We start from the raw sequence: 22,982 nt of genomic DNA on the forward strand, positions 1-22,982 counted from the left end.
GTACGGCGGACGTCCGCCGTACCGGCCCACAGCCGTTCAGGTCACGGGTACGACTTCAGGTTCGCTACGTTGTTCGACGAGTTCGACGGTCCGCCCGTGTTGTTGACGACATGGCTGATGGTGCCGGTGCCGCCGAGGGAGACCGTCACCAGGCTGGTGAAGCGGACGCCCGAGGTGTTCGGCGCCTCGACGGCGTGCGCCGCGACCACGCCCGGGTTGACGTTGAAGTAGCAGTAGCTGCCCAGGCCGTACACCTGGTGGCTGGTGACCGAGTCGGCGACCTTGTAGGCCGCGTAGCCCTGGGTCGAGCCGTTCATCCAGGCCGCCTGGTTGGGCGGGTCGTAGGGCATCTCGTTCTGGTAGAAGTACGTCCGGCCGCCGTTGCCGTTCCAGAGGGTCTGGTACTTCTGGAAGTGCTCGACGAACAGGCCGTACATGGTGACGTCGTCGCCGTTGACGACCAGGCCGGTGTCCGCGGTGTTGCTGGTCCAGCCGACCCCGCTGCCGTGGTCGGCGCGCCAGATCCACATGTGGTCGCCGATGACGTTGTCGCTGTTGACGACGAGGCTGGTGGTGGCCTTGCCGACGCCCGCGCCGCCGACCCGGAAGTACACGTCGTGCAGGGCGGTCGGGTCCGCCGCGTGCGAGGCCGAGGAGCCGCTCGGGCCGACCTCCACCAGGGTCGAGGAGTTGGTGGTGCCGGCGTCGAAGAGCAGGCCCGCGATCTGGACGCCGTCGACGTCGGCGACCTTCATGGCGGTGACGCCGTTGTCCGGGACGAAGGTGGCGAGGCCGAGGCCGAGGACGACGGTGTCGGCCCGGTTGACCTGGAGCGTCTGGTCGAGGTGGTAGACACCCGGGGTGACCAGGAGGTTCTTGCCCGCCGCCAGGGCCGCGTTGATCTGGGACGCGGTGGCGCCCGGCTTCACGACGTAGAAGCTGTCCAGCGAGAGCGACGAACCGGCCGCGGTGCCCGAACTCCAGCTGGTGCCGGAGGTGTTGGAGCGGGTGGACGGGACGAACACCTGGTAGTTGCCGGAGCCGTCGACGTACAGGAACGGCTTCTCGCGGGTGACCGGGCTCTGCGCGACCGTGGTGTCCGGCGGGCTCGGGAAGGTGGTGCCCGGCACACCGGTGCTGCCGACGAAGACCATGTTCCAGTTGGAGCCGGTCCAGCTGCCGAGCTGCGAGTTGCGGGTCAGCCACTGCTGCTGGCTGCCGGAGTTGACCTGGCCGTCGATCTTGCTGTCGGCGATCAGGCCGCCGCTGGACCAGCCGCCGTCGTCCAGGGCGAGGTTGCCGCGCAGGTGCATCCGGCGGTAGGCCGAGGCCTGCGAGACCGCCCAGCGGTCGGAGCCGCCGGTCGGAGTGACGGACAGGTTCTCCGCGCCCCGCCAGAAGTTCTGGGTGGCGTTGCCCTGGAACCAGTCGGCCTCGGCGTGCACCGCGCCGTTGATGTTGACCGCGTCCGGGGTCAGGCCGAGACCGAGGACCTGGGTGTAGAAGCCGACGTTGACGTTGGCGCTGTAGGTGCCCGGCTTGAACATCACGGCGTAGCGCTGGGAGCCGAACTGGTTCGTCTCCTGCTGCTGGAAGATGGAGTCGAGGCGGCTCTGGATGGTCGACGCCGGCATCGACGGGTCGAAGACGACCACGTTCGGGCCGAGGTCGGGGTTGCCGGACGACGGCGGTGCCACGGCGGTCACCTGGAAGCGCTGGGCCGCGGTGCCGTTGCAGGCGTACTGGACCAGCTGCACGCTGTCCGCGGTCGAGGCGGCCGGGTCGTCGAGGCACTTGCCGCTGTTGCGGTTGACGAAGTGGTAGGCGCCGCCGCCCTCGTCGACCGGCAGCCACTGCTGGTTGGCCCCGCCGCCGTAGGCCCAGAGCTGGGTCGGGGCGTTGTCGGCGGTGGAGACGTCGGTGACGTCGACCACCTGGTTGGTGTTGTTGCCGTTGCCGATCCGGACGTAGCCGTCGCTGGTGGCGGTCAGGCCCCACTGCTGGGCGGTGGTGCCGTTGCAGGTGTACTGCTGGACGGCGGTGCCGTTCGCGGTGGCGGCGGCCCTGGCGTCCAGGCACTTGCCGCTGGCGGCGTTGGTGAGGGTGGCGAGGCCGGTGGGCAGGGCGGTGGCCGCCGCGTGCGCGGACGGGGCGGCGGTCAGCAGCGAGGCCCCGAGAACGGCCAGCACGGCGGCACTCGTCGGTCTGCGGCGCCAGGAAAGGCGGGGCACTGGGTCTCCTAGTCCTTGGTGTGGGGGGTCAGCCGGTGTAGCCGGCGAAGACGCGGGTGTAGTCCCAGTTGGACTGGCTCACGCCCGAGCAGCTGTCGGCGGAGCCGCCGGTGCAGGGCCGGTCGCGGTTGGCGGACCAGAAGGTGAGCCGGGCCAGGTGGTGCTGCTGGGCGTAGGCGAGGATGGTCCGGAAGTCGTTGACGGTCACCGTCTCGCTGTTGTCGGTGATGCCGTTCATGGACGAGATGCCCATGTCCCGGTAGGCGGTGTCGTCGCTGTAGCCGTACGCGGTCTTCAGCGCGTTCTTCAGCCCCTCGGCCGCCTGGGTGGTGAGGTTGCCCATGTTCTGGCCGGCCCCGCCGAAGTCGAACGGCATGATGGCCCAGGCGTCGACGGTCAGCCCGGAGTTCGCCGCCCGGTTGATCAGGCTGGTGTCGGGCCCGCTCTGGCCGGTGCCGATGGTGATGTACACCTTCGTGCCCGGGTTGTTGGCCTTCACCGTCTTCAGCGCGTCCACGACCCGCTGCTGCACGGTCCCGTTGCTGTACGCGTCGGCCTCCAGGTCGATGTCGATCGCCTTGAGCCCGCCGTAGGCGTTGATGACCTTCTGGTAGGCCGCCGCCAGCTCGCCCGCGCTGGAGCAGGAGCTCTCCAGCTTGTTGCCGCTGTAGCCGCCGAAGGACGGGATGACGTCACCGCCGTTGGCGCGCACCGTGTTGACGGTGCTCTGGTCGACGCCGCCGGTCAGCGCCCGGCTGCCGTCCCACTGCGGGTTGCAGTAGCCGTTGCTGAGCACGAACGCGAGCGTGTAGTACTTCACGCCGGTCGCGTTGGTGATGGTGGTCGGGCTCGGCGGGTCGCCCCAGCCGTTGTAGAGGTAGGGCGCCACGGCCATCGGCGAGGACGGGGTGGTGGTGCCGCCGGCCGCCGGGGCGGTCCACTTCTGGTTGGCGGTGCCCGCGCAGGTCCAGATCTGTATCCGGGTGCCGTTGGCGGAGCTGTTGCCGGTGACGTCCATGCACTTGTTCGCCTGCGGGTTGACGATGTCGTTCGCCGACGACACGGTCCACTGCTGGTTCGCGCCGCCGGAACACGTCCACAGCTGCAGCTTGGCGCCGTCGGCGGTCGAGTTGCCGGTCACGTCGAGACACTTGCCGAGCGCGCGGAGGGTGCCGTCGCCGCCGCGGGTCCACTGCTGGGCGGAGGTGCCGTTGCAGTCGTAGAGCTGAACGGCGGTGCCGTCGGCGGAGTTGGCGCCGGCGACGTCGAGGCACTTGCCGGCGAGGCCGGTGACGGTGCCGGTGGCGGCCTGCGCCGGAGCCGCGGTGAGCAGGCCTGCGGAGAGCGTCAGCGCGGCTATGGAGACAGCCGTGGGGAGAGTTCTGGCCATTGCGGGGGGTGGCCTTTCACGCGGGGGGATGCAACACGGTCTGTACGCAACGCCCTTGTTGTCACTGGGCGTTGCGTACATCCGTGAGGCTTTATTTAAGGCGTGAAGCTAAAGGTCCGGACCAGTGCAGTCAAGAGGCCCGCGCCAATTACCCCCGAAGTGGAGCGCCCCGAAAGGGGCGCGGGGCTGTGTCAATTGGCGGCTGCCGCCGCGCGGGCGCGACCAGCCACGGCGAACGCGCACCCGAGAACGGCCCGCACCCCTACGGCGCCCCCCTCAAACCGACCGCACCTCCGCGAACTGCGTCCGGTACAGCTCGGCATACCGCCCCTCCGCCGCCAGCAGCGACTCATGCGTGCCGCGCTCCACGATCCGCCCGCCCTCCACCACCAGGATCTGGTCGGCGGACCGCACCGTGGACAGCCGGTGGGCGATGACCACCGCCGTCCGCCCCTCCAGCGCCTCCGCGAGCGCCTCCTGAACCGCCGCCTCGGACGTGTTGTCGAGATGCGCGGTGGCCTCGTCGAGGATGACCACCCGCTGGCGGGCCAGCAGCAGCCGGGCGATGGTCATGCGCTGGCGCTCGCCGCCGGAGAGCCGGTAGCCGCGCTCGCCGACCACCGTGTCCAGACCGTCGGGCAGCGACCGTACGACCTCGCCGAGCCGGGCGCGGCCGAGGGCCTCCCACAACTCCTCCTCCGTGGCGCCGGGCCGGGCCAGGAGCAGGTTGGCGCGCACGGTGTCGTGGAAGAGGTGGCCGTCCTGGGTGACCATGCCGAGCGTGGCGCGCAGGGACCCGGCGGTCAGGTCACGGACGTCGGCACCGCCGATGCGGACGGCGCCCGCGTCGACGTCGTACAGGCGCGGCAGCAGCTGGGCGATGGTGGACTTGCCGGCGCCCGAGGTGCCGACGAGGGCGACGGTCCGGCCGGGTTCGGCGCGGAAGGAGACGCCGTGCAGGACCTCGCTGCCGCCGCGTGAGTCGAGGACGGCGACCTCTTCGAGGGAGGCGAGGGAGACCTGGTCGGCGGCCGGGTAGGCGAAGCGGACGTCCTCGAACTCGACGGCGACCGGGCCCTCCGGGACCTCACGGGCGTCCGGTTTCTCCTCGATCAGGGGCTTCAGGTCGAGCACCTCGAAGACCCGCTCGAAGCTGACCAGTGCGCTCATCACCTCGACGCGGGCCCCGGCGAGGGAGGTCAGCGGGGCGTAGAGGCGGGTCAGCAGCAGGGCGAGGGCGACCACCGCGCCCGGCTCCAGGGTGCCGCGCAGCGCGAACCAGCCGCCGAGGCCGTAGACCAGGGCGAGGGCGAGGGAGGAGACCAGGGTCAGGGCGGTCATGAACACCGACTGGGCGGTGGCGGTGCGCACGCCGATGTCCCGGACCCGGGCGGCGCGCGCGGCGAACTCCGCCGACTCCTCCTCGGGGCGGCCGAAGAGCTTGATCAGGGTGGCGCCGGGCGCGGAGAACCGCTCGGTCATGCGGGTGCCCATCTCCGCGTTGAGGGCGGCGGCCTCGCGCTGCATGCGGGCCATCCGGCCGCCCATCCGGCGGGCGGGCACCACGAACAGCGGCAGCAGCACCAGCGCGAGCAGGGTGATCTGCCAGGACAGGGTGAGCATGACGGCGAGCGTGAGCAGCAGCGTGACCAGATTGCTGACCACGCCGGAGAGGGTGTTGGCGAAGGCCCGCTGGGCGCCGATCACGTCGTTGTTGAGTCGGCTGACCAGCGCTCCCGTACGGGTACGTGTGAAGAACGCGACGGGCATCCGCTGCACATGATCGAACACAGCCGTGCGCAGGTCGAGGATGAGGCCCTCCCCGAGCGTCGCCGAGAGCCGCCGCCCGAGCACCCCGAGCGCCGCCTCCGCGACCGCGACCAGCGCGATCAACAGCGACAGCCGCACGACCGTGCCGGTGTCGTGCCCCGACACGATCGCGTCGACGACATGGCCGGCCAGCACCGGGGTGGCGACGGCGAGCAGGGCGGTGACCACCCCGAGGAGGACGAAACGGACTATGCCGCCCCGGTGCGGGCGGGCGAAGGCGGCGATACGGCGCAGCGTGGCCCGGTCGAACGGGCGCCGCTCCTGCTGGGCGGTCATCACGCTGTGCAGCTGCGTCCAGGCGGTGGTCTCCATACTCATGAGGGAGAACGTAGGACCTCAACCGTCGTTGAGGTCAATGTCCGCGCGCCGTCGCCCCGTACGAAGGACCCGATGAGCCCTCCGCACGCCCCGTCCGGCCCCGTGAAGCCCCGGGTGGGCCTCCGGTCCGACCTCCCGGTGGACCTCCCCCCTCACCCGCTTCCCGGTCGTCATCCGGCGTCTCCTCTTCCGCCACCCGCAGTTGGGGCGGCGCGGAAAACCTCTCCCGGTGTGACAGCGGTAAGAATCCCCGGCTTCCGTGAGAGCCGTCTCCCCCGGCTCGCCCGCCGTGTCCCCTGGCGGCACATCCTCACGCTCATTCCGCTCGTGCTGGTCGCGGTCATCGCGGTGCAGCACTGGCCGGTCCTCGTCGAGGGCTTCGCCCACCTGCGCGACGCCTCCTGGCCCTGGCTGCTGGCGGCCGGCGGTGCCACCTGCCTGACCTGGGTGGCCGCCGCCTTCACCCGGCAGGGCGCGGTCGTCCAGCCACTGCCCCGCTGGCGGCTGCTGGCCACCCAGCTCGCGGCGGGCTCGGCCAACCACCTGCTGCCGACGGGCCTCGGCTCGGGCGCGGTCAACCTGCGGTTCATGACCGTGTGCGGGGTGCCGCTCGCCACCTCCTCCGCCGCGCTGGCCCTCTACCTGCTCGCCGAGTCGATCGCCCGCGTGGGCCTGATGGCCGTGTTCTTCGTCGCCTTCCCGGACGCCCTGCGGCTCGACGGGCTGCTCCCCGACGGCGACGTCGGACCGGTCCTGGCCGTCGCCGGCGTCCTGGTGGCCGTGGCGCTGGCCGCGCTCTTCCTCGTACGACGGGTGCGCGAGCCGGTGTTCCGCTTCGTGCGCAGCGCCCTGGGCGAGGCCCGCTCGGTGCACACGCGGCCGTCCAGGGCGCTGGCGCTGTGGGGCGGCTCGCTTGCCTTCCCCGCGCTCCAGGCGGGCGGTCTGGTGGCGGTGGGCCGGGCGCTCGGCCTCGACGTGCCGCCCGCGCACATGGCGCTCGCGTACCTGGCGGCCACGGTCGCCGTCGCCCTGATCCCCACGCCGGGCGGCCTGGGTTCGGTGGAGGCGGCGCTGATCGTGGCGCTGGTGGCGGCCGGCGGCCCGGTGGCGGTGGCCACGGCCGTCGTCCTCGCGTACCGGATCATCACCGTGTGGGTGCCGTTGCTTCCGGGAGCCCTGACACTGGGAGCGCTGGTGCGACTGAAGGTCATCTGAGAGCTCGCCGCGGAGGAGAACACATGCCGGTCCGCCTGGAACGCCAGGGTCCTGTCACGACGGTCGTCCTCTCCCGGCCCGATGTCCGCAATGCGGTCGACGGGCCGACGGCGGCCGAACTGGCCGCCGCCTTCCGGGAGTTCGAGGCGGACGACGAGGCCCGGGTGGCGGTGCTGTGGGGCGAGGGCGGCACGTTCTGCGCGGGCGCCGACCTCAAGGCGATGGGCGCCGGGCACGGCAACCGGGTCGCCGCGGACGGTGACGGCCCGATGGGTCCGACCCGGCTGCGCCTGACCAAGCCGGTGATCGCGGCGATCGCCGGGCATGCCGTGGCCGGGGGCCTGGAGCTGGCCCTGTGGTGCGATCTGCGGGTCGCCGAGGAGGACGCGGTGTTCGGCGTCTTCTGCCGCCGCTGGGGCGTGCCGCTGATCGACGGCGGCACCGTACGGCTGCCCCGGCTGATCGGCACCGGCCGGGCGATGGACCTCATCCTCACCGGCCGCCCGGTCCCGGCCCCCGAGGCGTACGAGATGGGCCTGGCCAACCGGCTGGTGCCGCCCGGCCGCTCCCGCGAGGCGGCCGAGGAACTGGCCGCGTCCCTCGCGGCCTTCCCGCAGGCCTGCCTGCGCAGCGACCGGGCGTCGGTGCTGGACCAGGAGGGGCTGGACGAGCCGGCGGCACTGGGCGCCGAGATCCGGCACGGCATGGCCGTGCTGGCGGAGGGCCTGGAGGGCGCGGCGCGGTTCGCGGCGGGCGCGGGCCGGCACGGCTCCTTCACGGGCGACTGACCAGCCGCTCCGGCACCGCCCCGGCCGCCGCGGCGCCCTCGCGGGTGGCGGCCCGGACGTCCGGTCCCGGCCGCCGCAGACCGCCGACGGCGAAGACCCCAGGGCGGTCGGTGACGTCGAGGTGCGGGTGGCGGGCGAGTTCGCGGGCGGGCGCGCTGCCGACGGCTCCGGCGTCGGCGACCGTCACGTCGTACGGGACGGTCGGCAGGGGTTCCGCGGCGGTGACCGTCACCGGGGCGCGCCCGAGCCGGCTCCGGTCACCGGCCCGTCCAGCAGGGCGGCGACGGCGGCGCGGAAGACGCCGAGGCGGTCGGCGGCCTCGGCGGCGGAGATGCGCGGCTCGTAGACGGCCGAGGGGCCGCCGTCGGGCAGGAAGTCGAGCGGGTCGCTGCCGAGGTGGGCCAGCGCGCCCACCCCGAGGGCGGTGGCGTCGGGCAGCGTGGACACCTCGACGGGGCGCTGGAGCAGGTCGGCCTGGGTCTGCATGAGCAGGGCCGAGCGGGTCAGGCCGCCGTCGACGCGCAGGGCGGTCAGCGGGGTGCCGAGGTCGGCCTCCGCGGCCTCGGCGAGCTCCGTCACCTGGGCCGCGAGGCCCTCGCACAGGGCCCGCGCCAGCTGCCCGGGGCCGGTGTCGAGGCCGAGCCCGGTGAGGGAGCCGCGCACCTCGCCGCGCCACCAGGGGGCGGCGAGTCCGGCCAGCGCGGGGACGAAGGTCACCCCGCCCGCGTCGGGGACGGCGCCGCCCACCCGGTCCAGGTCGGCGGGGCCCGAGATCACGCCGAGGTCGGTGAGCCAGCGCACGGCGGAGGCGGCGGTGTACACCTGGCCGTCCAGGCAGTAGCCGGGCTCTCCGGCGAGGCGCCAGGCGACGCAGCCGACCAGTCCCGAGCCGCTGCGCCGGGGCGTGTCACCGGTGTGCGCGAGCAGGAACGCCCCGGTGCCGTAGGTGCACTTGGCGCCGCCGGGCCCGGTGATCCGCTCGGCGAGGAGGGCCGCCTGCTGGTCGACGGCGAGCCCGGTGAGCGGAATCCTGCCCCCGAACTCCTTCGTCGTGCCCACGAGTCGGGCGTTGTCGACGATCTCGGGGAGGCGTTCGGCGGACAGCCCGTAGAGGTCGAGGGCGCGGGAGGACCACTCCACCCGGTCCAGGTCGAGGAGGTGGGTGCGGCTCGCGGTGGCGGCGTCGGTGACGAAGGCGCCGGTGAGCCGGTGGACCAGCCAGGCGTCGGTGGTGGTGACGACCCCCTCGGTGGTGAGGTGCCGGCGGATCCAGGCCATCTTGGGCGCGGCGGAGCAGGGGTCGAGCGGGAGGCCGGTGAGGGCGCGTAACTCCTCGGCGTGGTCGGCGAGTTCGGCGCAGATCGGTTCGGCCCGGCGGTCCTGCCGGACGAGGGCGTCGGTGAGCGGACGCCCGGTGCCGGGGTCCCAGGCGAGGACGGTCTCGCCCTGGTTGGCCAGGCCGAGCGCGGTCACCGGTTCACCGGCCTCGGCGAGGGCCCGGCGCCCGGCCACGAGCACCGACTCGTACAGCTCCACGGGGTCGGCCTCCACCCGGCCGCCGGGCAGGTGCCGGGGCTGTACGGCGACGAATCCGGTGCCGATGACGCCCCGTTCGGGGCAGATCACCAGGGCCTTGGTACCGGACGTGCCCTGGTCGACGGCGAGCACCGGACCTGTCATCGAGCCTCCCTGACGATCACTGCGCGACAGCCTGCCGCAGGGGCCCGGGGCAGCACAAGCGCACCCGGATGCGGCTGGCACGAACCTCCGTGCGGATACGGCAGGATGAGCGGTTGCACGATCGAATGGGAGGTAACCGGTGGACCGAGCGCTCACCGTCGATGACCTGGTCCTGGCCGGGATCGCCCTCGCGGCGGGCCTGTTGCTGGCCTTTCTGTCCCGCGGGATGCTGCGCTGGCTGGCCAAGCACGCCAAGCGGACCCGCTGGAGCGGTGACGACGTCATCGTGGACGCGCTGCGCACGGCGGTCCCGTGGGCGGCGATCACGGCCGGGGCCGCCGCCGCGGCGGCGGTGCTGCCGCTGACCAGAACGGTCCAGCACCACACGAACCAGTGTCTCCAAGTGGTGCTCATCTTCGCGGTGACGGTGTCGGCGGCGCGGGTGATCGCCGGGCTGGTGCAGTCGGTCACCCAGTCCCGCTCCGGGGTCGCCGGTTCGGCCACGATCTTCGTGAACATCACCCGGGTGCTGGTCCTGGCGATCGGCTTCCTGGTGGTGCTGCAGACGCTGGGCATCTCCATAGCGCCGCTGCTCACCGCCCTGGGCGTGGGCGGTCTGGCGGTCGCGCTCGCCCTCCAGGACACCCTGGCGAACCTCTTCGCGGGCATCCACATCCTCGCCTCCAAGACCGTCCAGCCGGGCGACTACATCCGGCTGAGCAGCGGCGAGGAGGGCTACGTGGTGGACATCAACTGGCGCCAGACCACCGTCCGGCAGCTCTCCAACAACCTGGTGGTCATCCCCAACGGCCAGCTGGCGAAGACCAACATGACCAACTACACGCGTCCCGAGCAGCAGTTGACGATCCTGGTGCAGGTGGGCGTGGGCTACGACAGCGACCTGGACCACGTGGAGCGGGTCACCCACGAGGTCATCGCCGAGACCATGACCGAGATCACCGGCGCGCTCCCGGACCACGAACCCGCCATCCGTTTCCACACGTTCGGCGACTCGCGGATCGGCTTCACGGTGATCCTCGGTGTCGGCGAGTTCAGCGACCAGTTCCGCATCAAGCACGAGTTCATCAAGCGCCTGCACCGCCGCTACCGCGAGGAGGGCATCCGCATCCCGGCCCCGGCCCGCACGGTGGCGCTCCAGCAGGGGGCCGTGGTGATCCCGCACCAGCGCACCGCCGAGGATGTGCCGGCCGGCGACTAGCCCAGCCCCCTGCCGGTCGCGGCTACAGCGTGGCCGAGTTGTCGTGGTGGTGGCCGCCTCGCAGGCTGTGCGGGGCGGTGAGGGCCGGGGTGACCGGGGTGACCGTCCAGTCGGGGTGGCCGGGCATGCGCGGGGTCGTCGTGCCGTAGAGCCAGTCGCGGAGGAAGCCGGACAGGTCCTGTCCGGTGACCTCCGAGGCCACCGCGATGTAGTCCGCCGTCGAGGCCGAGCGGCGCCGGAAGCGGTCCAGGAAGGTGCGCTCGACCGCGTGGAAGGCGGCCTCGCCGACCAGCTCGCGGAAGGCGTACAGGACCAGGACGCCGCCGAGGTAGCGCTGGCTGTCGAAGAGGTTGGCCTCGTTCGGGGCGGCGACGGGGCCGGAGTCGTGGCGCCACTGGTCGCCGCGGGCGTAGGTGTCCTTCATCCGGGCCTCCATGGTGGTCATGCCCAGGGAGTCCGGCCAGCCGCGTTCGTAGCGGTAGAGCAGGCCGTAGAAGTCGGCGTGGCCCTCGTTGAGCCAGAGGTCGGCCCAGGTGGCGGGGGAGACCAGGTTGCCGAACCAGGAGTGGACCAGCTCGTGCATCATGTGCGAGCCGATCTTCGCCTCCTCCTGGAGCAGGAAGTTCGGCTTGTAGAGGGTGAGGGTCTGGGTCTCCAGGCCCGTGAAGTCGAACGCGTTCGGGTCGTCGGAGTTGCAGGGCAGCAGGCCGTACGTCTCGAACGGGAAGGCGGCGCCGAGCCGGTCCTCCAGCCAGGCGACCTGGCCCGGGGTGAGGGCGAGCGCCGGTTCCAGGGCGGCGGCGCGGGCCGTGGGGACGACGTCCCGCAGCGGCAGGCCGTGCGGGCCCGGCCGGTCCTTGACCAGGTAGTCGCCGACGGTGATCTGGACGAGCTCGGTCGCGATCGGCGACCGGGACCGGTACGAGTACGCCGTGCGGTCGCCCGGCAGGTTCTCGGTGCAGGTCAGCAGGCCGTTCGCGACGCCCCGCAGGCCGCCGGGGACGGTGACGCGGAAGGTGAAGTCCGCCTTGTCCGAGGGGTGGTCGTTGCACGGGAAGACGGTGTGCGCGGAGTTGGGCTGCGGGCAGATCGCGAAGCCGTCGGGGGTGGGCACCCAGGCGGTGTGCGGGAGGGTGCGGCGCGGGTCGGCCGTGTAGGTCACGCACACGGTGGCGTCGGCCCGCTCGCGCAGCGGCCGGGCGGGCGTGATCCGCAGCTTCTCGTCGGCCTGCTCGAAGGCGGCGGCCCGGCCGTCGACCCGGACGGCCGCTATGTCGAGGCCGAGCGCGTCCAGGGAGAAGCGGGACAGGTCCTGGGTGGTGCGGATGCGCAGGGTCGCCGTGGCGTCGACCAGGCGGGTCGTGGCGTCGTAGGCGAGGTCGAGGTCGTAGGCGTGGACCCGGTAGCCGTCGTTGCCGAGGGCCGGGTAGACGGGGTCGCCGAGGGTCTCAGGGCCCGGGGCCGGCGTGTTGCCCCCGGTCCTCGCGGCGCCGCTTGTCTCCCCCGCGGAGAAGGGACGCGCGAGGGCCGGGGCCCCCGTGGCCAGGACGGTCGCCGTGCCGAGCAGGGCAGCCGCCGGGGCCGTGACTCTGGTGCGATATCTCATGGTCCGCTTTCGCTCGGGCGGCCGGTCGGTCGGTCCGGCCGCCGGTCGATGGTGACTCGTTCGTCTTGACCACCCTTGTGACCGATCCGGTTGCCCGGCGTATGACAACCGGACAAGCGGATCTTCCGAGTCGCGGACCCCTGTCGAGCGAGGGCCGGTCACGAGATATCTTGATGTCGAGCAATGTTGCAGACGTGGAGCGGAGCACCCGGTGACTGACTCGACCATCATCTACACCTACACAGACGAGGCCCCGGCCCTCGCGACGCACTCGTTCCTGCCGGTGATCCAGGCGTACGCCTCGCAGGCCGGTGTCGCCGTGGACATCCGCGACATCTCGCTGGCCGGGCGCATCATCGCCCACTTCCCGGAGTACCTGAACGAGGACCAGCGCATCCCGGACGCCCTGGCCGAGCTGGGCGACCTGGCCAAGACGCCCGAGGCCAACATCGTGAAGCTGCCGAACATCTCGGCGTCGCTCCCGCAGCTCAAGGCCGCCGTCGCCGAGCTCCAGGGCAAGGGCTACGCGCTGCCGGACTACCCGGACGACCCGAAGACCGACGAGGAGCGCGACATCCGCGCCCGCTACGACAAGGTCAAGGGCTCCGCCGTGAACCCGGTCCTGCGCGAGGGCAACTCGGACCGCCGTGCCCCCGCCTCGGTCAAGAACTACGCCAAGACCCACCCGCACCGCATGGGCGCCTGGTCCGGCGAGTCGAAGACCAACGTCACCACCATGGGTGAGAACGACTTCCGCTCCACCGAGAAGTCCGCGGTGATCTCCGAGGCCGGCAAGCTGAAGATCGAGCTGGTCGCCGAGGACGGCACCACCACCGTCCTCAAGGAGTCCGTACCGGTCCTCGCCGGCGAGGTCGTCGACGCCTCCGTGCTGCACGTCGCGCAGCTCAACGACTTCCTGGCCGCGCAGATCGCCCGCGCCAAGGCGGAGGGCGTGCTCTTCTCGGTGCACCTCAAGGCCACGATGATGAAGGTCTCCGACCCGATCGTCTTCGGCCACGTGGTGCGCGTCTTCTTCCCGAAGACCTTCGCCAAGTACGGCGAGACGCTCAAGGCGGCCGGCCTGTCCCCCAACGACGGCCTCGGCGGCATCCTCAAGGGCCTGGAGAACCTGCCCGAGGGCGCCGAGATCAAGGCCTCCTTCGACGCCGAGATCGCCGAGGGCCCGGCCCTCGCGATGGTCGACTCCGACAAGGGCATCACCAACCTGCACGTCCCCTCGGACGTCATCATCGACGCCTCGATGCCGGCCATGATCCGCACCTCCGGCCACATGTGGGGCCCGGACGGCCAGGAGGCCGACACCCTCGCGGTGATCCCGGACTCCTCCTACGCCGGTGTCTACCAGGCCGTGATCGAGGACTGCCGGGCCAACGGCGCCTTCGACCCCTCCACCATGGGCTCGGTCCCGAACGTGGGCCTGATGGCGCAGAAGGCCGAGGAGTACGGCTCCCACGACAAGACCTTCGAGATCGCCACCACGGGCACGGTCCGCCTGGTCGACGCGGCCGGCAACGTCGTGATCGAGCAGCCGGTCGCCGCCGGTGACATCTTCCGCGCCTGCCAGACCAAGGACGCGCCGATCAAGGACTGGGTGAAGCTGGCCGTCACCCGCGCCCGCGCCACCGGCGACCCGGCCGTCTTCTGGCTGGACGAGGACCGCGCCCACGACGCGCAGCTGATCGCCAAGGTCGAGCAGTACCTGACGGAGCACGACACCGAGGGCCTGGACATCCGGATCCTGTCCCCCGTCGAGGCCACCAAGCTGTCGGTCGAGCGCATCCGCCGCGGCGAGAACACCATCTCCGTCACCGGCAACGTGCTGCGCGACTACCTGACCGACCTCTTCCCGATCCTGGAGCTGGGCACCAGCGCCAAGATGCTATCGGTCGTCCCGCTGATGGCGGGCGGCGGCCTCTTCGAGACGGGCGCCGGCGGCTCCGCGCCGAAGCACGTCCAGCAGCTGGTCAAGGAGAACTACCTGCGCTGGGACTCCCTCGGCGAGTTCTTCGCCCTGGTGCCGTCCTTCGAGCAGTACGCCGACTTCACCGGCAACGCCCGCGCCAAGGTGCTCGCCGACACCCTCGACCGCGCCACGGCGACCTTCCTCGACGAGGACAAGTCCCCGACCCGTCGCGTCGGCGGCATCGACAACCGCGGCAGCCACTTCTACCTGTCCCTGTACTGGGCGCAGGAGCTGGCGAAGCAGACCGACGACGCCGAGCTGGCCAAGGCGTTCGCGCCGTTCGCCGAGACGCTCACCGCCAACGAGCAGAAGATCGTCGACGAGCTGCTCGCCGTCCAGGGCTCCCCGGCCGACATCGGCGGCTACTACCAGCCCGAGAAGGCCAAGGCGGACGCGGTCATGCGCCCGTCGGCCACCTGGAACGCGGCGCTCGCGGCCCTCTAGGCCCACGGCCCTCCGGGGCCGCCTCGTTGCCGTCCCCGCCCCGGCAGGCACCCCGCCCGCCGGGGCGGAGCCGTGTCCGGTCCGTCCGGATCCGCTGTGGCTCGCCCCGGCGCAGGAGGGAGACCCGGCAGGTGGGCGCGCCGGTGCGGGAGCCGCCGGCCCGGGGCTCACCACTCCCGGGGCGCGATCAGCTCCTCGATGTCGGCGTCCTCGAAGCCGTAGGCCCGGGCGACGGCCCAGAAGTCGGCGGCTATCTCCTCGCGGGCCACGGTCTCGATCTCGCTGCCGGCCGCCTCGAACTCGGCCTCCAGGGCGTTGAACTCCTCGGTCGCCGCGTGGGTGAGGAGGTACAGCGCGGGCAGGTCGGCGGGGCGGTCCGCCTCGATGCGCTCGCAGAGGCGGACGAGCACGGCACTGCACCGGTCCACCACGTGGTCGGGGTAGTACCCGTCCCGGTAGAGCCCCGCCAGGAACGCGTGGCCGGTGATCCGGGGATTGCTGATCGGCATGCGGCTGCCCCACCCTTGTCGCTCGTCGACGTGTCACCTCGATCCTGCCCCCCGCCACTGACAACGCCCCCGGAGCCGCCCGTGTCCCAGCCGTCGTACGACCTCCTGCCCGGCGCCGCCGGGTCGCCCGTGATCCTCCATGTGCCGCACTCGGCGCGGGCCGTCCCGGCCGGTGTCCGGGCGGGCATCGTGCTCGACGACGCCGGTCTGGAGCGGGAGCTGGACCACATCACGGACGCGCACACGGCCGAGCTCGCGGAGGCGGCGGCGGGGTTGGCCGGGGTGACCCCCTGGCGGTTCGTCAACCGGCTGTCGCGGCTGGTCGTCGACCCCGAGCGGTTCCCGGACGAGCGGGAGGAGATGCTCGCCGTCGGGATGGGGGCCGTGTACACGCGGACCACGCAGCGGGGCGTGCTGCGGGACGAGCCGTACGATCCCGGGCCGCTGGTCGAGCGGTACTTCCGGCCGTACGCGCGGGCGATGACGGAGGCGGTGGCCGGGCGGCTGGCCGCGACCGGGCGGGCCGTGGTGATCGACGTGCACTCCTATCCGAGCCGGGCGCTGCCCTACGAGCTGCACGGGGCGGGACCCCGGCCGCCGGTGTGCCTGGGCACGGACGCCTTCCACACGCCGGCCGGGCTGACACAGGCGGCCCGCGAGGCCTTCGCGGGGTGCGGGGAGACGGGGCTTGACAGCCCGTTCGGCGGGACCTACGTGCCGCTGGAGTTCTACGGCTCGGACGCGCGGGTCGCCGCGCTGATGGTGGAGATCCGCCGGGACCTCTACATGACCGAGCCCGGCGGTCCGGCGGGCCCGGGAGCGGACCGGCTCGCCGCCGCCCTCGCCGCGCTCGTGGACGCCGCCGGGCGTTGACCCGCCCGGGCCCTCCGGCTGGAGCATTCCGGCAGGACACGGGGTGGGGGCCGTACGACCGTGGAGGCATGAGCACGGAGACCACCGAGCCCGCCACGACCACGGAGCCGGCCACGCCCACGGCGACGGGGCCGCTCCCGCCCGTCCGCGAGGCCGCGCCGCCGGTGCGGGACTGGCCCGCGCTCGAACTGGCGGGGACGGACTTCGACCCGGTGCTGGCGTCCCTGATGAGGGAAGGGCCGGTGACCCGGATCCGGCTGCCGTACGGCGAGGGCTGGGCGTGGCTCGCGACCCGCCACGAGGACGTCAGGACCGTCACCAACGACCCGCGGTTCAGCCGCGCCGAGGTCACCCGGCGCCAGGTGACCCGGCTGGCCCCGCACTTCAGGCCCCGGCCGGGCTCGCTGGCCTGGGCCGACCAGCCCGACCACAACCGGCTGCGCAAGCCGCTCGCCGGCGCCTTCACGGTCGGCGCGATGAAGCGGCTGCGGCCCCGGGCGCAGGAGATCCTCGACGGACTGGTCGACGGAGTCGTACGGGACGGGCCGCCGGCCGATCTGGTCGGGCGGGTGCTGGAGCCGTTCCCGATCACCCTGGTCAGCGAGGTGATGGGGGTCCCGGAGGCGGACCGGGAGCGGGTGCACGCCTGGACCCGGCAGATCATCTCCACCTCGGGCGGGGTCGAGGCCGCCGAGGCCGCCAAGCAGGGGCTGTACGGGTGGATCACCGAAGCGGTGCGCGCGCGGGCCGGCAGCGCGGGCGAGGACGTGTACTCGTTGCTCGGGGCTGCGGTGGCCCGGGGCGAGATCGGGGAGGAGGAGGCCGTCGGGCTGGCCGGTCCGCTCCAGATCGGCGGCGAGGCGGTCACCCACAACTGCGGGCAGATGCTGTTCCTGATGCTGACGCGGCCGGAGCTGACGGCGCGGCTGCGGGAGCGGCCGGCGGAACGCGGCCCGGTCCTGGACGAACTGCTGCGCTGGATCCCGCACCGCAGCACGGTCGGGCTCGCCCGGATCGCCCTGGAGGACGTCGAGCTGAGCGACGGCACCCGGATCGCGGCCGGCGACCCGGTGTACGTCTCCTACCTCGCCGCCAACCGCGACCCGGCCGTCTTCCCCGACCCGGACCGCATCGACCCGGACCGCGAACCCGGCGCGCACCTCGCCTTCGGCCACGGTACGCACTACTGCACGGGCGCGGTCCTGGCCCGGCTGGGGGCCGAACTGCTGGTCGACACCCTCCTCGACCGGCTGCCGGGCCTGCGGCTCGCGGTGCCGGCCGAGGGTGTGGCGTGGCGGCGGAAGACGATGATCCGGGGACCGCGGACGCTGCCTGTCACCTGGTGACGCGGGCCCCCAGCCTCAGGCCCGCAGCCACTCCGTCACGATCACGTCCTCGCCCGTGCGCAGCCGGAGCGCGAACGGGCCGGAGGGTGGGGCGTCGGCGGCGAAGCGGCCCATGGAGTCGACCGTGAGCGGACGGGCCGCTCCCGGGCCGCCGAGCACCTCGATGCGCGCGGACTGCGGTGGCAGCAGCTGGCCGAGCAGTCCGTCGCCGGTGACCTCGACGTCCACCGTCAGCGCGCCCGCCTGGAAGGTCAGCATGCGGGGCGGGTCCTCGGCCCCCCTGACCGGGATGGCGTCGACCAGGGAGTCGAAGGTCAGCTCGGCGACCCGGGCGTCCAGGTCGTGCAGCAGGTAGGCGTCCATGGCCAGTTGGAGCAGCTCGGCCGGGAGCGGGTCGAGGACGGCGGCAGCGCCGCGCAGCTCCTCCTCCAGGAGGTCCGCGTCGAAGTCCGCGTCGAAGCCGGCGTCGAACTCGGTGTCGTCCGAGACGCCGTCGAAGGTATCGCCCAAGGCCTCGTCGAGACTCTCGCCGGCCGGGAACTCGTCGTCGCTCACACCGCACCCCTCGCGTCGAGCCGGGCCCGCAGCCGGCGCAGACAGCGCTGGCGCAGCGGGCCGATGCTGCCCACGGCGATACCCAGCGCGACGGACACCTCGACATAGCTGGGCGGCGGCGAGGCCATCAGGACGCGCAGCAACTGCCTGCAACGGTCGCCGAGTTCCTCGAACTCCTGCCACAGCAGGCGGATCCGCTCCGCCTCGTCCGCCTGGTCCTCCGCGTCGATCAGGGACTGTTCCGGCGTACGGTCCTCGCTGATCCGGTCCAGCACCTGGGGATCGTCGGTGGGCAGCAGCCGGGTCAGGCCCCGGATCACCTTCAGGCACTCGTTGCGTGCCGTGCTGGCCAGCCAGGAGCCCGCCTTGTCGGGCTCCCGGATGCGGCCCAGGTGCTGGGCGAACCGGAACCACACGGTCTGGTACACCTCGTGCCCGTCGGCGTCGGAGAGCCGGTGCGCGCGCACCACGGACCACACCAGTGGGCTCAGCCCCTCCACGAGCGCCTTCCAGGCCGCCGCGTCGCCGTCGACGGCGGCCCGGACCAGCGCGCCGACCTCTGCTCGGTCCACGGTCCCACCCCTCGTGTACGGCAAGTCATGGTACGCCGTGGAGGGGAGTGTTCCGGAACTCAGGCCGTGGCAGCCGGCCACACCACCGGGACCGGCTGCCAGCCGGCCGGGCGGAGCACCGGCACATGGGCCCCGCGCACCTCGGCGTAGTCCGCGGTGCTCTGGAGGAGTTGGGCGCCCGCGGCGCGCGGGTCGCGCTCCTCGGCGGTGCTCATCCGGTCGGCGACGAGGCCGGCCACGATGGGGGTGGCGAACGATGTTCCGCTCCACTGTGCGAACCCTTCGAACATCACTTGGTCCGGTTTGCCGGGGCCGGTCGTCCCGGTTTCTGTCAACACGCCGGTGTGGCGCGGGTACTGGCAGGTGCAGGCGTAGGCGAAGCCGAACCGGCAGGCGTCGTAGGTGGTGTGCTGGTACACGTAGGGCACGGGTGCGTCGAAGCCGGCGATGGCGCCGATGAGTTGCTCACCGGGGGCGTAGGCCTTGACCCAGCTGCCGTAGTTGGTGAAGCAGGCGCCGTACTCGCCGTCGCTGCGCAGCGCGCCGACCGAGAGGACCGTGTCGTCGTAGCCGGACAGGTCGGCGCAGGCGGCGGGCCAGAAGTGGGTGGAGCTGCCGTTGTTGCCCGCGGCGGCGACGAGCAGGGTGGACTGGGCGCGCAGGGCGTCCATGAAGGCCTCGACGGCGAGCAGTCCGTCGGCGCTGCCGTTCGAGGTGCCGGCGGAGAGGCTGATGACGTCCGGCCAGCCGTGCTGGTCGATCGCCTCGAAGAGCTTGGCACCGAACTCGGACTCCAGGATGGCGCCCGCGTCGTTCAGGGTGTTGGTGACGGTGATGTCGGTGTTGGGGGCGACGGCGGCGATGAGGCCGGCGATGAACGTCCCGTGGCCGACGTACTGCTGGAGGATGCCGTCCGCGTCCGTCTCGCTGACCTGGAGGTCGCCCTGGACGCGGGCGAGGAGCGGGTAGGTGCGGTAGTCGTGCACCAGACCGGTGTCCATCACCAGGACTTTGACGGCGGTCTCCGGGTCGTAGCTCCCCTCCGCCGGAACGGGGTTGGGAGTCTGGGTGAGCAGGGCGGGGAGCGGTTCGCAGGGGTTGCAGGAGTTGGCGTTCGGGGTGGTGGACACCACGTGGTTGCGGCTGACCAGGCGGCGGCCGGCGCGGCCCTCCGACTCCCGCAGGGCGCGCAGCGCGTGGCCGACGGCGGGGTCGGCGGTGCGGTCGCCGTGGTTCGGGTCGCCGACCCGGATGCGGGTGACGCCGGTGCGGTTGGTCTCCGGTCCCGTCCTGCCCACGTGGTCGGCGACCAGGCCGGCGGTGGCGGTGAAGTGGGCGCGCACGGTGTCCTCGACGACCCGGGCCTCCTCGCCGTCGCGGGCGAGCACCACCCCCTTCTCGTACAGGAACTCGGCCGCGTCGTCCGGCCCCATCGCCAGTGGTACGTCCGGCATGGAGCGCTGGATCTGCTCGAACTGCTCGTGGAATCGCTGCGGTGCCATGGCCTGTCTCCTCCCCCAGAAACGGCGTTCTTCAGTCAGACTCGCGAGGCCGCCGCTTGATACAGCGTCAAACCTGTGGGGCATGTATGCCCAGGCCACTACCATCCGAGGGGTGACTGCGCGAGGCGATTCGGTTACGGAACTCCTGCCGATGGTGTTCGCCGCCCCCGGCGAGGCCCTGGCGCGGGCGGAGCATGTCCTGCGGTCCGATCCGTCACCGCTGGACGCGTCCGTCGCGCACCAGGTCATCGGCATCTGGCAGCGGGACTTCGGGGACCTGGCGGTGGCCCTCGACCATCTGCGGCGCGCCCGGGAGTGGGCGGCGCGCGCGGACTCGGCGGAGCGGGAGGCGGACGTCCTCGGCACCCTCGGGGTCGCCCTGGTGCACGCGGGGCGCACCCGGCAGGGGCTGGACGTGCTGGACCGGGGAGTGGCCCGGGGCAACGGGCACACCAGGGCGCGGGTGCTGTACCGGCGGGCGTACGCCGGGTGGGTGCTGGGCCGGCACAAGGAGGCCCTGGAGGACCTGCGGCGGGCGATCCCGGTGCTGCGGCAGGCGGACGACGTCATCTGGACCGCGCGGGCGCTGAGCGTGCGGGCCACCGTGCATCTGGCGATGGGCGCGGTGGAGCGGGCCGACGCGGACTTCACGGCGGCGGAGCTGCTGTGGGAGACGACGGGCCAGGAGCACGACAAGGCGGTCGCCGTGGAGAACCGGGGCCTGGCCGCGTATCGGTCCGGCGACATTCCGGCGGCGCTGCGGCTGCTGGCCGAGGCCAAGGAGCGGTACGACGAGCTGGGCACGCCCTCGTTCATGCTGTACATCGCGCGCTGCGACGTGCTGATGGCGGCCGGTCTCGCCCCGGAGGCGCTGGCCGAGGCGGACGCGGCGATCGCGGCCCTGGACCGGATCGGCGGGCAGTCCACCCGCAAGGCCGAACTGCTGCTGACCGCCGCCCGGTCCGCGCTGTCGACCGGGGACGCGCAGACCGCGATCGCCCGCGCCGCGGTCGCCGTACGGCTGTTCTCGGGGCAGCGGCGGAGCTGGTGGGAGACGCATGCGCGGCTGGTGCTGATCGAGGCGCGGGTGGCGGGCGGGGCCGCTTCGGGGCGGCTGGTGCAGGACACGGCGGCGGTCGCCGAACGGCTGGCGTCCTTCGGGGCACCGGCCGCGCCGGAGGCCTCACTGCTCGCCGGGCGGGTCGCGCTGGCACTCGGCTGGACGGCGGACGCGGAGCGGCATCTGGCGGTGGCCGCGCGCAGCCGGCACGTCGGCCCGCCGCTGGCCCGGATGACCGGCTGGGCCGCGCAGGCGCTCCGGGCCCGGGCGGCCGGCTCGGGCCGTGGCGTCCTGGAGGCGTGCCGGCGCGGTCTCGACGTCCTGGACGACCACCGGATGACCCTGGGCGCCTCGGAGCTGCGGGCCCGGGCCACCGCGCAGGGTGCCGAACTGGCCGCGCTGGCCCAGCAGGCGAGCCTCGCGCACGGCGGCCCGCGCCGGCTCCTGGAGTGGAGCGAGCGGTGGCGGGCCACGGTGCTGTCCACTCCCCCGACCCGGCCGCCCGCGGATCCCGCCCTGCTCGCCTCGCTGACCGCGTTCCGGGAGATCGCCTCCCGTGCGGAGGAGGCCCGCCGGGAGCGCCGTCCGGTGCCCGCGCTGGAGCGTGAACAGCGGCGCCTGGAGCGGGAGATCCGCGCCCGCACCCACCACACCCGTGGCGACGCCCCCGGCGGCGGGGACCGTTTCGACCCGGCCCGCCTGCTGGACCGGCTGGGCGAAGCCCGGCTGGTCGAACTCGCGGTCCTGGACGGCCGGGTGCACATCCTGCTGTGCGGTCAGGGCCGGGTGCGGCGCTTCGCGGGCGGCCTGCTGGCGGAGGCGGTAGCCGAGGCGGAGCACGTCCAGGCGGGCCTGCGACGGCTCGCGCACCCGGGGGCGGAAGCGCGGCTGCCGGTGGTCGAGGCGGCCGGGCGGCGGCTGGAGGAGCTGCTGCTGGGCGCGGCGGCGGGCCAGCTCGGCTCCGGCCCGGTGGTGATCGTCCCGCCGGGCGCGCTGCAGCGGGTGCCCTGGGCCCTGCTGCCCTCCCTGCGGGAGCGGGTGCTCAGCGTGTCGCCGTCGGCGTCGAGCTGGCTGCGGGCCCGGGAGACCGAGCCGCCGCCGGGAGGCCGCCATGTGCTCGTCCGCGGGCCGGGGCTGGCGACCGGCGGCGCCGAGGTGCCCGAGGTGGCCGGCCAGTACGCGGCGGCGCGGATCCTGGAGCACGACGACGCCCAGGTGCCCCGCGTCCTGGAGGAGTTGGACGGGGCCGCGCTGGCCCACATCGCCGCGCACGGCACGTTCCGCGCGGACAGTCCGCTCTTCTCGTCGCTGCGGATGGCGGACGGTCCGCTGATCGTGCACGACTTCGAGCGTCTCGCCCGCAGCCCCTACCGGATCATCCTCTCCAGCTGCGACACGGCCCGCCTGGCGTCGGTGGGCGCCGACGAACTCCTGGGCCTGGTCACGGCGTTGCTGCCGCTGGGTACGGCCGGGGTGGTGGCGAGCAGCGCCCCCGTCAACGACGCGGCCGTGGTCCCGCTGATGCTGGCCCTGCACAAGGGCCTGGGCGCCGGGCTGTCGCTGGCGGAGGCGCTGCGCGACGCCCGGGCCGCCCTGCCGGGCGACGCCCTCCACCAGGCGACGGGGTGGGCGTTCGCCGCCTTCGGCGCGGCGTGAGAGACGGGCGCCGCCCCCCTGAGGGGCGCGGGGCCCGTGTTGCTGTTGCACATGCGGCTGCCGCCGCGCGGGCGCGACCAGCGACGACGGCGCCGCAAGCGGCTTACGGCTTACGGCTTACGGCTTACGGCACAGCGCAGCACTTCCGGCGGACCGCTCAGGCGGGCCGCCCAAGCCGACCGCTCAGACCGACCGCTCAGGCCG

17 protein-coding genes are annotated in these 22,982 nt (G+C 73.1%); 7 read left to right on the forward strand and 10 right to left on the reverse strand.

From position 1 onward, the window contains the following. Positions 1-41: 41 nt before the first annotated feature. The 3 genes from AB0D74_RS41940 to AB0D74_RS41950 all read right to left on the reverse strand — a co-directional run bounded on the left by AB0D74_RS41940 (position 42) and on the right by AB0D74_RS41950 (position 5,763). The gene (locus tag AB0D74_RS41940) at positions 42-2,231 is read right to left on the reverse strand and encodes an RICIN domain-containing protein (protein ID WP_362599230.1); all 2,190 of its coding nucleotides are present in this window, start codon (positions 2,229-2,231) and stop codon (positions 42-44) included. A gap of 28 nt (positions 2,232-2,259) precedes the next feature. Next, positions 2,260-3,621, reverse strand: coding sequence for a ricin-type beta-trefoil lectin domain protein (locus tag AB0D74_RS41945; RefSeq protein WP_362599232.1), 1,362 nt, complete (start codon positions 3,619-3,621; stop codon positions 2,260-2,262). A gap of 276 nt (positions 3,622-3,897) precedes the next feature. Beyond that, the gene (locus AB0D74_RS41950) at positions 3,898-5,763 is read right to left on the reverse strand and encodes an ABC transporter ATP-binding protein (RefSeq protein ID WP_362599361.1); all 1,866 of its coding nucleotides are present in this window, start codon (positions 5,761-5,763) and stop codon (positions 3,898-3,900) included. 237 nt (positions 5,764-6,000) lie between these two features. Between AB0D74_RS41950 and AB0D74_RS41955 the strand changes: the two genes are divergently transcribed. Both AB0D74_RS41955 and AB0D74_RS41960 read left to right on the forward strand, forming a co-directional pair. Further along, positions 6,001-6,984 carry a lysylphosphatidylglycerol synthase transmembrane domain-containing protein gene (locus tag AB0D74_RS41955; RefSeq protein ID WP_362599234.1) on the forward strand — a complete coding sequence of 328 codons (984 nt, stop codon included), beginning with the start codon at positions 6,001-6,003 and terminating at the stop codon, positions 6,982-6,984. A 23-nt stretch (positions 6,985-7,007) separates the two neighbouring features. Beyond that, the gene (locus AB0D74_RS41960; protein ID WP_362599236.1) at positions 7,008-7,772 is read left to right on the forward strand and encodes a crotonase/enoyl-CoA hydratase family protein; all 765 of its coding nucleotides are present in this window, start codon (positions 7,008-7,010) and stop codon (positions 7,770-7,772) included. Here AB0D74_RS41960 and AB0D74_RS41965 read toward each other — a convergent pair. Both AB0D74_RS41965 and AB0D74_RS41970 read right to left on the reverse strand, forming a co-directional pair. Continuing rightward, positions 7,759-8,004 carry a hypothetical protein gene (locus tag AB0D74_RS41965; RefSeq protein WP_362599238.1) on the reverse strand — a complete coding sequence of 82 codons (246 nt, stop codon included), beginning with the start codon at positions 8,002-8,004 and terminating at the stop codon, positions 7,759-7,761. The two genes, AB0D74_RS41960 and AB0D74_RS41965, sit on opposite strands and share 14 nt — an antisense overlap. Further along, a complete protein-coding gene (locus tag AB0D74_RS41970; protein WP_362599240.1) occupies positions 8,001-9,452 on the reverse strand; it encodes an FGGY family carbohydrate kinase in 1,452 nt (483 codons plus the stop codon). Before AB0D74_RS41970 ends, AB0D74_RS41965 begins: the two co-directional genes overlap by 4 nt. Positions 9,453-9,591: 139 nt before the next feature. On the opposite strand from AB0D74_RS41970, the gene AB0D74_RS41975 reads away from it, so the two are divergent. Further along, positions 9,592-10,671: a mechanosensitive ion channel family protein gene (locus AB0D74_RS41975; RefSeq protein ID WP_362599242.1), complete on the forward strand. Its 1,080-nt coding sequence runs from the start codon at positions 9,592-9,594 to the stop codon at positions 10,669-10,671. Between the two features lie 22 nt (positions 10,672-10,693). On the opposite strand, the gene AB0D74_RS41980 is transcribed toward AB0D74_RS41975, so the two are convergent. Then, entirely contained in the window at positions 10,694-12,277 is a 1,584-nt protein-coding gene (locus tag AB0D74_RS41980; RefSeq protein WP_362599244.1) for a M1 family metallopeptidase, read from the reverse strand. Positions 12,278-12,488: 211 nt separating this feature from the next. Between AB0D74_RS41980 and AB0D74_RS41985 the strand changes: the two genes are divergently transcribed. Next, positions 12,489-14,705 (forward strand): NADP-dependent isocitrate dehydrogenase, encoded by a 2,217-nt coding sequence (locus tag AB0D74_RS41985; protein ID WP_362599246.1) that lies wholly within the window; start codon positions 12,489-12,491, stop codon positions 14,703-14,705. Between the two features lie 167 nt (positions 14,706-14,872). Here AB0D74_RS41985 and AB0D74_RS41990 read toward each other — a convergent pair whose 3' ends face one another. Continuing rightward, positions 14,873-15,214, reverse strand: a complete 342-nt coding sequence (locus tag AB0D74_RS41990) for a DUF5713 family protein (protein WP_362599248.1) — start codon at positions 15,212-15,214, stop codon at positions 14,873-14,875. An 81-nt stretch (positions 15,215-15,295) separates the two neighbouring features. Between AB0D74_RS41990 and AB0D74_RS41995 the strand changes: the two genes are divergently transcribed. Both AB0D74_RS41995 and AB0D74_RS42000 read left to right on the forward strand, forming a co-directional pair. Next, positions 15,296-16,087: an N-formylglutamate amidohydrolase gene (locus AB0D74_RS41995; protein ID WP_362599250.1), complete on the forward strand. Its 792-nt coding sequence runs from the start codon at positions 15,296-15,298 to the stop codon at positions 16,085-16,087. A gap of 68 nt (positions 16,088-16,155) precedes the next feature. After that, positions 16,156-17,433, forward strand: coding sequence for a cytochrome P450 (locus AB0D74_RS42000; protein ID WP_362599252.1), 1,278 nt, complete (start codon positions 16,156-16,158; stop codon positions 17,431-17,433). Positions 17,434-17,448: 15 nt separating this feature from the next. Here AB0D74_RS42000 and AB0D74_RS42005 read toward each other — a convergent pair whose 3' ends face one another. Genes AB0D74_RS42005 through AB0D74_RS42015 form a run of 3 tightly spaced genes read right to left on the reverse strand, consistent with a single transcriptional unit; the run spans position 17,449 to position 20,062 of the window. Then, positions 17,449-17,943: a hypothetical protein gene (locus tag AB0D74_RS42005; RefSeq protein ID WP_362599363.1), complete on the reverse strand. Its 495-nt coding sequence runs from the start codon at positions 17,941-17,943 to the stop codon at positions 17,449-17,451. A gap of 41 nt (positions 17,944-17,984) precedes the next feature. Beyond that, the gene (locus AB0D74_RS42010) at positions 17,985-18,623 is read right to left on the reverse strand and encodes a sigma-70 family RNA polymerase sigma factor (RefSeq protein ID WP_293996526.1); all 639 of its coding nucleotides are present in this window, start codon (positions 18,621-18,623) and stop codon (positions 17,985-17,987) included. Further along, positions 18,620-20,062, reverse strand: coding sequence for a S8/S53 family peptidase (locus AB0D74_RS42015; protein WP_362599254.1), 1,443 nt, complete (start codon positions 20,060-20,062; stop codon positions 18,620-18,622). Before AB0D74_RS42015 ends, AB0D74_RS42010 begins: the two co-directional genes overlap by 4 nt. A 151-nt stretch (positions 20,063-20,213) precedes the next feature. Between AB0D74_RS42015 and AB0D74_RS42020 the strand changes: the two genes are divergently transcribed. Further along, positions 20,214-22,778, forward strand: a complete 2,565-nt coding sequence (locus AB0D74_RS42020) for a CHAT domain-containing tetratricopeptide repeat protein (protein ID WP_362599365.1) — start codon at positions 20,214-20,216, stop codon at positions 22,776-22,778. Positions 22,779-22,982 lie beyond the last annotated feature (204 nt).

The organism is Streptomyces sp. NPDC048278, assembly GCF_040652195.1.
GTDB lineage: Bacteria > Actinomycetota > Actinomycetes > Streptomycetales > Streptomycetaceae > Streptomyces.

Excerpts from the sequence above, each read along its gene's own strand:
- AB0D74_RS41945 (WP_362599232.1), bottom strand. The coding sequence starts at position 3,621 with ATGGCCAGAACTCTCCCCACGGCTGTCTCCATAGCCGCGCTGACGCTC.
- AB0D74_RS41950 (WP_362599361.1), bottom strand. The coding sequence starts at position 5,763 with ATGGAGACCACCGCCTGGACGCAGCTGCACAGCGTGATGACCGCCCAG.
- AB0D74_RS41960 (WP_362599236.1), top strand. The coding sequence starts at position 7,008 with ATGCCGGTCCGCCTGGAACGCCAGGGTCCTGTCACGACGGTCGTCCTC.
- AB0D74_RS41970 (WP_362599240.1), bottom strand. The coding sequence starts at position 9,452 with ATGACAGGTCCGGTGCTCGCCGTCGACCAGGGCACGTCCGGTACCAAG.
- AB0D74_RS41980 (WP_362599244.1), bottom strand. The coding sequence starts at position 12,277 with ATGAGATATCGCACCAGAGTCACGGCCCCGGCGGCTGCCCTGCTCGGC.
- AB0D74_RS41990 (WP_362599248.1), bottom strand. The coding sequence starts at position 15,214 with ATGCCGATCAGCAATCCCCGGATCACCGGCCACGCGTTCCTGGCGGGG.
- AB0D74_RS42000 (WP_362599252.1), top strand. The coding sequence starts at position 16,156 with ATGAGCACGGAGACCACCGAGCCCGCCACGACCACGGAGCCGGCCACG.
- AB0D74_RS42015 (WP_362599254.1), bottom strand. The coding sequence starts at position 20,062 with ATGGCACCGCAGCGATTCCACGAGCAGTTCGAGCAGATCCAGCGCTCC.
- AB0D74_RS42020 (WP_362599365.1), top strand. The coding sequence starts at position 20,214 with ATGGTGTTCGCCGCCCCCGGCGAGGCCCTGGCGCGGGCGGAGCATGTC.